Here is a 12,823-nt window from a genome sequence, read left to right on the forward strand (position 1 = left end):
GTTCCATGTACCCGGCGGCCGTCCGTGGGGATATTGATAGTGCCTCTACCAGTACCTGCAGGAATGCCACCCGCTCTTCCCTCCTTCCTGATGGAATTCCCGGAGCTCAAGCAGCCGGAAGTCACCCGCTGATGTTCGGCGAGATCGGGGGCCACCTCCTCAGCCAGGCGGCGGCAGCGATCCTCGCGTCAATCCTGCTGTCCTTCCTGTTCTCGATCCGGCTGGTGCCAATCAACGGGGTGACGAGATTGTCCTTCGCCCGGGACCGGTTCCTCGCTTTTGCCGGGATAGCGGTGCCTCTGGCCGTTGTCGCCTTCGCGACCGGATACCTCACGGGCCTCAGTCGCCAACCGGCGGTGACTGCGACGATCCCGGCGGTCCTGACGCTGATCGGCGGCGTGTTCGCCTATGTGTCTGCCGCCAGGCCCGAAGCCCGTGCGCCGATGGGACTCGGCATCATCCTCTTCGCCCTGATCCTGGTCCTTTCGACCAACTACTACTCAGCGGCTCGCGAGAGCGGCCGGCTGGGCAGATTGCTGCTCTTGTCGGAGCAGGAGAAGATGATCACGACGCGACGCGCCAACATGAACCTCCAGACCGACTTTCCGGCCTGGATGCTGACCGGCGAGCCCAGCCGGTAGAACTCACAACGGAATGTTGTCGTGCTTCTTCCAGGGGTTTTCCAGCGCCTTCCCCCTCAGCAGCCGTAGCGCGCGGGCGACCCGGCGTCGCGTTGCGTGGGGCATGATCACCTCGTCGATATAGCCCCGCTCGGCGGCGACGAAGGGCGACATGAAGCGTGCCTCGTATTCCTTGGTGCGCTCGGCGATCTTGTCCGGGTCGCCCGCCTCCTTGCGGTAGATGATCTCGACCGCCCCCTTGGCGCCCATCACCGCGATCTCGGCGGTCGGCCAGGCGTAGTTGATGTCGCCGCGCAGGTGCTTCGACGCCATCACGTCATAGGCGCCGCCATAGGCCTTGCGGGTGATGACGGTCACCTTCGGCACCGTCGCCTCGGAATAGGCGAACAAGAGCTTGGCGCCGTGCTTGATCAGCCCGCCATATTCCTGCGCCGTCCCCGGCAGGAAGCCCGGCACGTCGACAAAGGTGACGATCGGGATCGAGAAACAGTCGCAGAACCGCACGAACCGCGCCGCCTTCCGCGACGCATCGGAGTCGAGCACCCCGGCCAGCACCATCGGCTGGTTGGCGACGAAGCCGCCCGTCCGCCCCTCGACCCGGCCGAAGCCGGTGACGATGTTGCGGGCGAAGGCCTCGCCGATCTCGAAGAAGTCGCCCTCGTCGACAACCTTGAGGATCAGTTCCTTGATGTCATAGGGCTTGTTGGCGCTGTCGGGGATCAGCCGGTCGAGCGACACTTCCTCGCGGCCCGGCGGATCGGCGGTCTCGATCTCGGGCGGCTCCGCCCGGTTCGACAGCGGCAGGTAGTCGATCAGCCGCCGCATCTCGGTCAGCGCCTCGACGTCGTTGTCATAGGCGCCGTCGGCGATCGACGAGCGGGTGGTGTGGACCGAAGCGCCGCCGAGCTCTTCCGGCGTCACCGTCTCGTTGGTTACCGTCTTCACCACGTCCGGCCCGGTGACGAACATGTAGCTGCGGCCGCGCACCATGAAGATGAAGTCGGTCATCGCCGGCGAATAGACGTCGCCACCGGCGCAGGGACCCATGATCACCGAGATCTGGGGAATGACCCCGGACGCCAGAACGTTGCGCTGGAAGACCTCGGCATAGCCGCCGAGCGCCGCAACGCCCTCCTGGATCCGGGCGCCGCCGGCATCGTAGAGGCCGATGATCGGCGCGCCGTTCTTCAGCGCCATGTCCTGGACCTTCTGGATCTTCTCGGCATGGGCTTCCGACAGCGAACCGCCGAACACCGTGAAATCCTTGGCGAAGACGAAGACCGGCCGGCCGTTGACCGTGCCCCAGCCGGTCACCACCCCGTCGCCGGCGATCTTCTTCTCGGCCATGCCGAAGTCGTTCGACCGGTGCTCGACATACATGCCGAATTCCTCGAACGAGCCCTCGTCGAGCAGCACCTCGATCCGTTCACGCGCGGTCAGCTTGCCAAGCTTGTGCTGGGCCGCCACGCGCGCCGCGCCGCCGCCCGCCCGCGCCGCCTGCCGCCGCAACTCCAGCTCTTCGAGAACTTCCTTCATGACGCCCCTCACCTCGCGCAACCGTCTGTTGGGCCGAAACTATCCCGGCCGGACGGATTCCGCCACGCCGGAGCCGGACAACCCGCCGCAGGCCCCGCCCACGGCCGGCAGTCAGCGCCCCGGCATGACTTGATTCCGCCGGATCGCCCCTCTAGTCATGGCCCCGCGGCGCCGATTTCAAGCCGCCTGGACACCCTTCGCGACGCATGACCCTCGTTTGCATCACAATCTGCACTGCCGGACGGCCGGGCATGCTGACCGAATGCCTGCGCTCGGTCGTCTCCCAGGAGGCGCCGGCGGGCTGCGATGTCGAACTGATCCTCATCGACAACAACCCGGTCCCGCAGACCACGGCCATCGCCGCGACGATCGCCGCCGAGGCGCGCTTTCCCGTCACCATGGTGCACGAGTCGGAGCCCGGCATCCCCCAGGCCCGCAATCGCGGCGTCGAGGAGGCGCTGGCTCGCGGCGCCGACTGGATCGTCTGCATCGACGACGACGAGATCGCCGATCCGCGCTGGCTGGCCAATCTCATCGAGGCCGGCATCGCCCACAAGGGCGACGTGGTGATGGGCAAGCTGGTCAAGATCTATCCCGAGCGCCTGCCGCTCTTCGTCCTGCCGACCAACTATCCGCCGCGCCGCGAGGGCGAGGAACTGGAAGTCGCCTATACCCACAACGTCGCCTTTGCCCGCTGGCTGGTCGATCCCGAGCACGGCGGCCTCCGCTTCGACGAGAGCCTGCGCTTCGCCGGCGGCAGCGATTCCCATTTCTTCCGCCGCGCCCGCAAGATCGGCGCCCGCATCGTCGGAACCGAAACATCGGTCGTCCGCGAGAGCCAGGTGCCGGAGCGCCTCACCCTCAAGTGGCAGCTGCGCCGCGAATATCGCGTCGGCGCCGGCATGGCGCGCTCGGAAGCCCGGCTCGATGTCCCCGGGCGCCAGCGCCGCCGCCGCCCCGACCAGCTGATCTTCCGCATCTTCCGGATGATCGTCACCATCATCCTCTCGCCGCTGCTGCTGGTCTTCGGCTTCAGGCGCTTCGAGACCACGGTCGCCGCGGCCCTGCGCAAGCTTGCCGCCTCGGCCGGCGCCCTCTCGGCCCATTTCGGAAAGCTGCCCAACCCGTATCGCAAGCTCGACGGCTATTGAGCGTCGGACGCCTGAATACGCGCGACGCCACCACCTAAAACAAAATTAAATCAATCCATTACGCCAGAGAAGCGACTCAATCTCTGAGCGAATTAGCCACATCCCGCGCCCGTTCCAGGATCAGCGCCGCCGCCGCCAGGTCCGCGAAACGGGCCGCCCGCCGGGTCAACGCCGCATCGTCCGTGCCCCATTTGGCCATCTGCCAGTCCTCGTCGATATGGGCAGCGGCCCAGGCTTCCGCCGGCGTCAGCCGCCCCCGCGCCAGCGCCAGCCCGATCACCGCCGAGCCGGTCAGTGTCGTCGCGGTATGGAGTGCGGCGAGGCCGAGCGCGTCGAACGGCTCCACGGCGCGGGCGATCGCCGCCATGGCCGCCTCGTCCTGCGTGACATGGACGATGCCCCGGGTCATCACCAGCCGGGCGCCGAGGTCGTCCCGCGCCCAGTCGACCAGCGGAGCCCACGCTAAATCCTCGGCCGCGATCAGTCCCTCCGGCCCCTCGGCCCGGTAGCAGATCAGGTCGGCGCCGGCATGGGTGATGAGGTCGGCGCGCACCGCCTCCATCGCGTCGACCACCCGGTCAAGCGCCGTGTTGACCAGCCGGGTCAGCGGCATGCGCGACGGATCGATGGTCTCCGCCTGCGCCTCCCACTCCGCCGCAAGCGCCTCCGCGACGGCCGCATCACGCACCGCGAGCAGGTTCTTCGCCGGCGTCCGCGCCGTGCGCCCGTCGAGCAGCAGCGCATGGCCGCCCCCCTCGCCCGGACCGATCGAGACGGCCTTGTAGAACCGCTTCGGCAGGATCGGCCGGGTCAGCCGCCGGGAGACCGCCTCGGGATTGGCAATCGGCTTGTCGTCGCTCACGCCCGCCTCGTCGTCAGATGCTGAGCGACGGCTCATACGCGGCCAGGACATCGTACCAGTCCTGCCGGTCGAGCGGATTGTTGACCGCCTGGATCGCCCCCTCGAGCCGCTCGCGCTTGCCCGAACCGATGATCGGCACGCCCCTGGCCGGATGCCGCGCGACGAAGGCAATCGCCGCCTCGGCCGCGCCGGCAAGCCCGTTCCGCTTCGCCACTTCGGCCAGGACGCCACGGATCCGCACGACGCGCTCGTCGTCGCCGGTCATAAGCCGGCCGCCGCCGATCGGCGACCAGATCATCGGAACGTGTCCATCCAGCATCGCCGTATCGAACACCCCGTTGGAGATCGGCTCGACATGGATCGGCGAGAATTCGACCTGGTTGGTGACCACCGGCGCCTTCAGCTTCGAGGTCAGCAGCTTCAGCCGCGACGGCGAGAAGTTCGAGACGCCGACATGCTTCGTCTTGCCCTCGGCGATCAGCGCGTCGAGCGCCCCGGCGGTCTCGGCCGGCTCCATCAGGTAGTCCGGCCGGTGCAGCAGGATCGCGTCGGCGTAATCGATGCCGAGCTTCTCCAGCGAGCGGTCGACCGACCGGCGGATCTCCTTTTCGCTGAAGTCGAAGTGGCGGACCCGATTGACCGTCCGGTGCGGCGAAATCCGCTGGATCCCGGCCTTGGTGACGATCTCGAACTTGTCGCGCCCGACCTCCGCGATCGCCTTGCCGAGGAATTCCTCCACCGTATAGGGATGGGGAATGCCGTAGACATTGGCGGTGTCGAGGGTCGTCACCCCGTGGTCGAGCAGGAAGCGGAGGAAATCCGCCAGTTCGCCCACCGAGGAAAACTGCTCCTCGCAGCGCATCGAGCCCCAGATGACGCTGGAGAATTCCGGCCCGCCGGCATGCATCCGGACCCGGCCGGCCTGCGTGGTGTCGTCCGTCATCATTTGTCCTCCCTCGGATCGGCATCGCCCATCGCGGCATCGAAGCCGAGAAGGTTCCAGCTCTGTTGCATATGGAGCGGCAGCGGCGCGGAAACGTCGAGCGTGCCGCCGGCCGGATGCGGGATCACCAACCGCCGGGCGTGCAGGTGCAGCCGGTTCTGGATCCCGCCGGGAAAGTCCCACTCGTCCTCGGCCGTAAAATACTTGGCGTCACCGATGATCGGATGGCCGATATGGGCGGCATGGGCGCGCAACTGGTGCGTCCGGCCGGTGACCGGCTTCATCGTCAGCCAGGCGAGTTTCTGGCCGGCCTTGTCGACCACCGAATAGAGCGACACGGCGTGGCTGGCGTCGTCGGAGCCGTGCCGCGCCACCTTCATCTTCTCGCCCTCGGCGCCCTCGCCCCGGGCAAGCCAGGTCGAGACCCGCCCCTGCGGCGGCTTCGGCACGCCCTTGACCAGCGCCCAGTAGATCTTGCGGGTCGAGCGCCGGCGGAAGGCGGCGGCGAGGTGCTGGGCCGCCAGCCGGGTCCGCGCCACGACGATCACGCCGGAGGTCTCGCGGTCGAGGCGATGGACCAGCCTTGGCTTCTGCCCCTTGCGGTCGCGCATCGCCTCGAGCATCCCGTCGAGGTGACGGGTCAGCCCGGAGCCGCCCTGGACGGCGAGCCCCGCCTGCTTGTTGAAGACGAAGACCTCGTCGTCCTCGTGCAGCAGCATCGCCCGCAGGAGTTCGATATCGGCATGGTTGCCGCCGGCCTTCAGCGCCAGGCGGAACGCCGCCCCGGGGCCGGTGTCCCGCGCCGGGCCGGCCGGGCGCGCGTCGTCCGACGCCGCGCCGCCGCCCGCCCCGCTGGCGCGCGGCCGATCGTCGACCGGACCTTCCCCGGCCCGCAAGGGCGGGATCCGCACCACCTGCCCCGGCTCGACCCGCGTGCTGGTCTTGACGCGGCCGCCGTCGACCCGCACCTGGCCCGACCGGATCAGCTTCTGCAGGTGGCCGAAGGAGAGGCCCGGATAATGTGCATTGAACCAGCGATCGAGGCGCATCCCGGCCTCGTCCGCATCGACGGTTCTGGTTTCGATCTTTGCCATGGGTGTCCGAATGATTGCAGCGAGCCTGCCTGTAGCATCATGGCACCGCGGTTGCGAGCCGTGAGGCCGCTCAGGACAGGCTGCGCACGATCCACAGCCCGAGCAGGAGCCCGCCGATCGACAGGATGACATTGGCTAGGATATAGGCCGCGGCAAGCCCCGGCTCCCCCCGCTCCCATAACAAGGCGCTGTCCAGCGAGAAGGCCGAGAAGGTGGTGAACCCGCCGAGAAAGCCCGTCGTCAGGAAAAGCCGGGCATGCTGGGTCCAGTTGGCGCCGGCGCGAAAGGCCAGCCAGCCGGCGATCAATCCCATCAGCACCGAGCCCGCGGCATTGACGATCAGCGTCCCCCACGGGAAGTTGATGCCGATCGCCCGCATCGCCACGAGGTTGACCCCGTGCCGCGACGCAGCACCCAGCCCGCCGCCGATAAACACCAGCAGCCAGGGCGCCAGCCCGTTCACGCGCCCACCATCGTCTTCACCGACCTGAGCATCGCCACGTAAGCCTCCGGAAAACCGTGATGGATGGCGCCGTCGAGCAGGTGCTTCACATAGTCCTCCGACGGCAGCCCGGGATCGGGCGAGGGATTCGCCACATAGGTTACCGTCTCGACCACGCCGGCATCCAGCCTCGCGACCCGGACCGATGCCCGCAGGTAGCGGCTTTCATCCGGCCGATCGGCAAAATGCCCCTCCCGCGCATCGAGCGCCTCCAGGTCCTGAGCCGACATCCGGTAAAGGGCCCCCCAGACAACCTCCCCTGCCGCCGCCCCGATACTGGCCACCGCGCAGCGTCTGACGGGGGAATGCCGAGGAAAATGCAGCCGGTACCCGTCCAGCCGTCCCACAGCCACATGCGGCGACCCCGGACACCGCAGCGCCCACTGGACCGGATCGAGATTGGAGCCATAGGCGAAGTAGATCATTGCGGGTCCGTCGCAAGGTCGACGCGGGGGCCGACCCCGCGCCTCGGGACTAGCCGCCGCGCAGTCGCGAGGCAACCCGCGTCACGCCGCCGCAAGGAAGAGAAAATCGTCGGCGTCGAGGCTGGAGAGACGGGTCTTGGCGACAACCAGCTTGTCGCCGCCGCCGAAGTCGAAGACCGTGTCGCGCCCGTCGCGGTAAGCCGTGTCGACCAGCGCGGCAAAAGAGGTGATCCCCTCGACATCCAGCGAGATGACGTCGCCCGGGATCGTCCACCACAGGAAGGTCAGGTCGCCGACGAAGTCCCCTATCCGGTCCGTCCCATCGCCATCGCGATAGATAAACACGTCCGGGCCCAGTCCGCCCAGCAGGGTGTCGTCCCCTTCGCCCCCGCCAAGGGTATCGGCGCCCAGGCCGCCACGCAGGTCGTCGTCGCCCGCCCCGCCATAGAGCGTGTCGTCGCCGATCTCGCCCTTGAGGCTGTCGTTCCCGTCGCCGCCGAAGATCAGGTCGTCGCCAAAGCCGCCGTCGATCTGGTCGTCCCCGCCGCCGCCATCCAGCCGATTGGCCGAGAAGTCACCCGAAAGCTTGTCGTCGAAGTCCGAGCCGGTGAGATTCTCGATCCCCTTCAGGCGATCGAAGCCGGCGCCCTGCGTGTTCTGGCTGCCGGATTTGAGAAGCGACACCGTCACGCCGCTTTCAGCGTCGGCATAGTTCGCGGTGTCGAGCCCTGCGCCGCCGTTGAGGAGGTCGTTTCCGGCGCCGCCGGACAGCGTGTCGTCGCCGTCGCCGCCATGAACCTTGTCGTTGCCGCCATGGCCGTGAAGGTCGTCGTCGCCATCCTCCCCGCGAAGGACATTGGCAAACCCGTTGCCGACCAGTCTGTCATCGCCGCCGCCGCCGGTGGCGTTCTCGATAACCACGCCGTTGGCGATCGTCACGCCGCCGAACACGCCGGCGACGTAGGAGACAAACCCGCCGCCACCCGGCTCATAGGCCAGCGTCGCGGCATTCAGGTCGATCACCGCATCGAGATCGCCGTCATACCGGATCTCGTCGCGCCCCCCGGTATCCCAGATCGTCCGGTAGCCGGTGCCAACCGCGTTCGCGCCGTCGAGCCCATAAACGTCGTTCCCCGAACGATAATCGGCGTTCGGTGCATACTTGGCGTGCAGCGCCGCGATATCGAGCGCCGCCGGCCCGGTCTGGAAGCCGTAATCGAGCACCGACGATGGCAGCGCGCCATTCGGCCCCGTTTCCCAGCCCTCGTTGTAGCTCATCACCGTGAAGGCGGTCTGGTTGAGTTCATAGAACCCGAGGTCCGGACGCTGCTCGACCCCGAGCATCCGGTCACCGTCGAAATAGGGTCCGGTGTCGTGAGTGTGTTTGAGGCCGAGGCCGTGGCCGATCTCGTGGACGAGGACTTCATAGAACGCCCCGCCGACGGCAAGCGTATCGGCGAACTCCGGCTGGGTTTCGGGCGCTAACAGGTCGAAGACGCCGAGACCGGCATAGGCCGTGTCGGGAGCGCCAAAATACCCCCCGACATTGGTGTCCCAGTCGTCGACAAGCACGAAGTCGGCCTCAGCCTCGCTCGCCACCTCGACGAACTGGATGTCGATGACCGCCTCGTAGGCGTCGAACGCGCTGCGGATTGCCGTCTTGCCAAGGTCGGTCCAGGCCTCTCCGGTGAAGTCGGCACTATCGAACGCGCCGACATCCGGGTAGGCGTATCCCTCTTCGGCAAACCAGTAGGCGATGACGTTGCCGCCGACCGCGCTGCCATCGTCGATGGAATCGACCGGCGAAACCGCTATCGGATCGTCGGACAGGCGAACCGTGTATCCGCCGGTGTCGTCTAAGTCGTAGGGGAAGAGGTCGAGAACGTAGGCCCCGCTTTCGGTCGGGTAGAAGTAGCTCGTGTCGACGCCGCCGAGCCCGCTGTTGAACCCTTCGCTGAACACCGCGCCGCCGGCATCGCGGATCTGGTAGTAGTAGCCGCCGATCGGCTGTGCTCCGTCCGGCCCGATCTCGATCGTGTAGGCGACGCCGCCGTCGAGAAGGTAGCTGAACACATCGTTGTCGAAGACCGCCTCGATATCCCCCTGGTAGGTGGCGCCAATCGCCGCCGCCGTCGCCTCTCCCGCCGTATCGCCGTGGTCGTCGTCGATGGTCGTCTCGGTGAAGGTGATGCCGTAGGCGCCGAAGCCGCCGGAGGAATCGGTGATCTCGAGCGTCGCGGAGTTCGACACCGCCTTGAAGACCAGCGGGACGCCTGATGCGATGTCGATCTGGCTCCCGTAGATCGAGGGCCCGTAGTCGACCAGGTCGAAGCCCGGCCCCGGCAGGCCGGCGCCATCAACCGCCAGGACGTAGGACTTGCCGACCTCGGTTGCCAGCTTGAAGACATCGCGGTCCCCGCTTCCCTCGAGGCTTCCGTCGATGGTGCTTCCCGCCACGACCACATCGTCCACCACGACCGCGAAGTCGGGAAAATCGTCGAGCCAGGCGTTGAGTTCATAGGACGACGCCGTCGACAGCGCGTCGACGGCGCCAACGTAATATGTGCCCGAGGTGGACGCCGTGAAGTGGATGTAGGAGAGGTTGCCCGACGCGGTGTCGCTCGCCAGCAGCGTCCCGCTGCTGTCGTGAATGCCGAGCAGCGGCGCGTCGCCGGGCGCCCCGGGATAGGCGTAGAAGGAATAGCTCTGGCCGGCGACCAGCGAGATGGCGAACCAGTCGGTGTCCCCGTCAAACTCGAGGTCGCCGAAGGCCACACCGTCCACGGCGATCGTTCCGGTCGTCCCGACATCGCCGGCATGGTCGTCCGCGACCGTCACCTCGGCGATCGTCAGGTCGTAGTCCCCGGTGTTGTAGGGCGCTTCCGCCGACAGGTAATAAGTGCCCGTTGCCGTCGGCGAGAAGACAAGCAGCGAGTCGACGATCGCCGGGTAGTCGATGTCGTCATTGACCGCGACCTTCGTCCCCGCCGCGTCGAAGAGGTTGAGCCGGGGATCGAAGCCGGCGATGCCGTCGAGATTGATCTGGTAGACCTGCCCGGCGGTAAGAGTGACCGCGAACCAGTCGTCATCGCCAATCGCCTCGCCGCTCCCGGAGACGGTCCCGTTGACGATCGCGACCCCGGTCGTCGTCTCGTCGCCGGCATAGTCGTCGGCAACGACGGCGAGCTCGGCGGCGGTGAGCTCGTATTGCCCGGCGTTGTAAGGCGCCACGGCCTCGAGGAAATAGTCTCCGCTCGTCGTCGGTGTGTAGGTGATGAGCGCGTTGTTGTTGGCCGGGTAGTTGATGTCGTCGTGCGACAGGAGCAGCGTGCCGCCAGCGTCGCGGAGATTGAGCAACGGATCGAACGCGCCGATCCCGGTCAGGTTGAACTGGTAACTGGTCCCGGCAACCAGCGAGATCGAATACCAGTCGGTATCGTAAAGCGTCTCTGCGTCACCGACCACGGTTTCGCCGATCGCCAGGACGGCGGTCGTCGTGTCGTCGCCGGGAACATCCGCCAGCCCTGCCCCGTTCGGTTTGTCCGTCGGGCCGGGCGTATCGCGATGGGACCGTCCGCCGGTCCCAGGCAATACATCCAGTGGATCGAGGGCGGTGCGATGGCCGTCTGCAGCATACCGGGCATTCCCGTCACGAACAGGCATCGCACCCTCCAGATGTTGTTGGGTCGACGCTACGGCATTCCACCGTCGATACAATCGACGCGGAGCGATAAAGCGCGCGCAGGTTTAACGTGCGATGAGGATTTACTCGAAGTGTTGCTCAAACGGCGCGAGAAGACGGCGATGTGTCTGACACGGCGCGGATCAACCGATCGCCGTCCCGGCTTGTCACGCCCACCCCGCTCCTTCCGCGGCCTCACCCGGTCATCCAGGCATCCGGCTTTGCCGGCCGGACCGAAGCCCGCAGCTAGCGGCTTTCATGCGGCCGATCGACAAAATGCTCCTCCCGCGCATGACTTTGCGCCGCAACCGACGCCCAACGCGTGGGCGTCGGGCGCTCTCTCCGCGATCCGCTTCGCGGCATGACCTTTAGATTGATGAAGTCCGATCGCCAGCGGCAACGCGGCTTACATGCCCCCAAACCTCTCGTGCGTGCGAAACGGAAACGAAGTGGCCGCCCCTCTCGACGACTATGATCCGGTTTGCCCGATTCAGCGTCGCCATCGCCCCGAATTCCTCGATCCTCGTGAGTGGATCGCACCGACCGTGGATGAAGGTGACCGGCATGGGCAATTCCGCAACTTCCTGCTGCCAGGAATTCATGACGAACCCGAAATCATCGATGATGCCCAATGTCGAGCTTTGATAGGTCTCGGAAAACATCGGGTAGGCGCGGACGTTGGAGAATTTGCCCTCAAGTACGTCGACGTCCGGTTCGGAACTGCCGAACAGCCTGAGCAGGATGTCGCGACAGGTCTTCTCGTCCCCGTAGTATTTTCTGAACTGCCAGTTCACGAACTTGAAGAGGTCTGGCCGGTCCGAAAGCGCACGGAGCCCCCCATAGAACGTTCCGGCGATGTTTTCGGTCGACGGTTGCGTCCGCGTCAGGTTGATCGACAACAAGACGAGATTCGATACGAGGTCCGGATAGAGGCCCGCAAACCGGATAGCTGCCACGCCGCCGAGAGAATTCCCGAGGATGATCGCCGGCGTCTGGCAGCTTTGCCTCAGGAACTCCGCGATGTCTTCCATGCTGCCCGCCAGCAGGCCCCCTTCCTTGTAGAGGCTGAAGGTGGAGCGGGACTCGAGGTATCCGTCGCGGATCGGAACGATGAGGCGGATGCCCGCGGCATGCAGGTGTTCCGCTATCCCGAACAGGGAAATCGGAAACATCATCCCGTGGATCATCACCACGGGTCTGCCCTGTGCCGGCCCGCTCTCCAGAAACCGTATCAAACGGCCACTGCGGAGACGCTGGACCGACATGCGGACGTCATTCGACAGGAACCGCGACACGAACGACTCGGCTATGTCCGCATGCACGGCCTCCGAATCGCTGAGCGACAGGAGATGCACCATCTGGCCGAGGACCTTGCGCACCAGGTCCTTCTGCCCCGTGCAAGAGAGCTTCTCGCAGGCGCTCTTCATGTGGAAGCGCTTCGTCTCGTACGAGACGCCATCGGTCGAAGCGGCGTCGCGCAAGGAGGTCCCGGCAATGGTCTGGAAGATGACGCGCTTCTCGGTGGTGCTCAGCCCCGCGATCGGGTTGAACATCTCCATGACGTCGCTGAACAACGCATGGGTTATGGACAGTCCACGAAGCCGTGTCTTCGTCAGCTTGTCAGATTTGGTGGGCGTGAACGGCACGAACCAATGAAGACGATCCTGACCCGGTGATGCGGGTTCCAGGAGACCTGCTTCAATCCCGCCCTCCACTGCCCGTCGGGCGAGATCATGAACATCCGCGTCTTCCTGGCTGTTGGTGAAGATGTGGGTCGCCAGGTCCGACGGATTGGAGCTGCCGCCGCGCAGGAACCGGCCGCTCAGGTCAAACTCGGCCCATTTCAGCTCATCGGCGGCACCCCGTTGGCGCGAAGCATACTGTTCGAACGTCTCGCGCTTGGCCTCTTCCGCCTGTCTCCGCGGCAGGAGTGAGAACACCGCATCCAGATTGTCGTTGAGGCGCTGGTTCATGACTGGCGCAAGTT

At 66.2% G+C, this 12,823-nt stretch carries 10 protein-coding genes; 2 read left to right on the forward strand and 8 right to left on the reverse strand.

Translation table 11 applies throughout. The annotated features are described in order from the left end of the window. Positions 1–131 precede the first annotated feature (131 nt). The gene (locus BLT60_RS06530; protein ID WP_090875586.1) at positions 132–641 is read left to right on the forward strand and encodes a hypothetical protein; all 510 of its coding nucleotides are present in this window, start codon (positions 132–134) and stop codon (positions 639–641) included. A 3-nt stretch (positions 642–644) separates the two neighbouring features. On the opposite strand, the gene BLT60_RS06535 is transcribed toward BLT60_RS06530, so the two are convergent. After that, positions 645–2,177, reverse strand: a complete 1,533-nt coding sequence (locus tag BLT60_RS06535; protein ID WP_090875587.1) for an acyl-CoA carboxylase subunit beta — start codon at positions 2,175–2,177, stop codon at positions 645–647. Positions 2,178–2,383: 206 nt separating this feature from the next. On the opposite strand from BLT60_RS06535, the gene BLT60_RS06540 reads away from it, so the two are divergent. Further along, complete coding sequence (locus tag BLT60_RS06540; RefSeq protein WP_090875588.1) at positions 2,384–3,328, forward strand: glycosyltransferase family 2 protein; 945 nt, start codon at positions 2,384–2,386, stop codon at positions 3,326–3,328. Between the two features lie 76 nt (positions 3,329–3,404). Here the strand turns inward: BLT60_RS06540 and BLT60_RS06545 are convergent, their stop codons facing one another. The 7 genes from BLT60_RS06545 to BLT60_RS06575 form a co-directional block, all read right to left on the reverse strand. Beyond that, on the reverse strand, positions 3,405–4,190 hold the full coding sequence (locus BLT60_RS06545; protein WP_244521162.1) for an ATP12 family chaperone protein: 786 nt from the start codon (positions 4,188–4,190) through the stop codon (positions 3,405–3,407). A gap of 13 nt (positions 4,191–4,203) precedes the next feature. Continuing rightward, the gene (locus BLT60_RS06550; protein WP_175478316.1) at positions 4,204–5,133 is read right to left on the reverse strand and encodes an aldo/keto reductase; all 930 of its coding nucleotides are present in this window, start codon (positions 5,131–5,133) and stop codon (positions 4,204–4,206) included. Further along, positions 5,133–6,227 carry an RluA family pseudouridine synthase gene (locus BLT60_RS06555; protein ID WP_090875591.1) on the reverse strand — a complete coding sequence of 365 codons (1,095 nt, stop codon included), beginning with the start codon at positions 6,225–6,227 and terminating at the stop codon, positions 5,133–5,135. The genes BLT60_RS06550 and BLT60_RS06555 overlap by 1 nt, the downstream gene beginning before the upstream one ends. A 70-nt stretch (positions 6,228–6,297) precedes the next feature. Next, the gene (gene crcB, locus BLT60_RS06560) at positions 6,298–6,681 is read right to left on the reverse strand and encodes a fluoride efflux transporter CrcB (protein ID WP_425284976.1); all 384 of its coding nucleotides are present in this window, start codon (positions 6,679–6,681) and stop codon (positions 6,298–6,300) included. 5 nt (positions 6,682–6,686) lie between these two features. Next, positions 6,687–7,154, reverse strand: a complete 468-nt coding sequence (locus tag BLT60_RS06565; protein ID WP_090875593.1) for a gamma-glutamylcyclotransferase family protein — start codon at positions 7,152–7,154, stop codon at positions 6,687–6,689. A gap of 81 nt (positions 7,155–7,235) precedes the next feature. Further along, positions 7,236–10,817, reverse strand: coding sequence for a pre-peptidase C-terminal domain-containing protein (locus BLT60_RS24305; RefSeq protein ID WP_090875594.1), 3,582 nt, complete (start codon positions 10,815–10,817; stop codon positions 7,236–7,238). 387 nt (positions 10,818–11,204) lie between these two features. After that, a complete protein-coding gene (locus BLT60_RS06575) occupies positions 11,205–12,809 on the reverse strand; it encodes a bifunctional helix-turn-helix transcriptional regulator/alpha/beta hydrolase (RefSeq protein ID WP_090875595.1) in 1,605 nt (534 codons plus the stop codon). Positions 12,810–12,823 lie beyond the last annotated feature (14 nt).

It is taken from the genome of Bauldia litoralis, from assembly GCF_900104485.1.
In the GTDB taxonomy this organism is placed as follows: domain Bacteria; phylum Pseudomonadota; class Alphaproteobacteria; order Rhizobiales; family Kaistiaceae; genus Bauldia; species Bauldia litoralis.

Bases quoted from the DNA above. Each gene is read 5' to 3' on its own strand.
- BLT60_RS06530 (WP_090875586.1), top strand. From the start codon at position 132: ATGTTCGGCGAGATCGGGGGCCACCTCCTCAGCCAGGCGGCGGCAGCG.
- BLT60_RS06535 (WP_090875587.1), bottom strand. From the start codon at position 2,177: ATGAAGGAAGTTCTCGAAGAGCTGGAGTTGCGGCGGCAGGCGGCGCGG.
- BLT60_RS06540 (WP_090875588.1), top strand. From the start codon at position 2,384: ATGACCCTCGTTTGCATCACAATCTGCACTGCCGGACGGCCGGGCATG.
- BLT60_RS06550 (WP_175478316.1), bottom strand. From the start codon at position 5,133: ATGACGGACGACACCACGCAGGCCGGCCGGGTCCGGATGCATGCCGGC.
- BLT60_RS06555 (WP_090875591.1), bottom strand. From the start codon at position 6,227: ATGGCAAAGATCGAAACCAGAACCGTCGATGCGGACGAGGCCGGGATG.
- BLT60_RS06565 (WP_090875593.1), bottom strand. From the start codon at position 7,154: ATGATCTACTTCGCCTATGGCTCCAATCTCGATCCGGTCCAGTGGGCG.
- BLT60_RS24305 (WP_090875594.1), bottom strand. From the start codon at position 10,817: ATGCCTGTTCGTGACGGGAATGCCCGGTATGCTGCAGACGGCCATCGC.
- BLT60_RS06575 (WP_090875595.1), bottom strand. From the start codon at position 12,809: ATGAACCAGCGCCTCAACGACAATCTGGATGCGGTGTTCTCACTCCTG.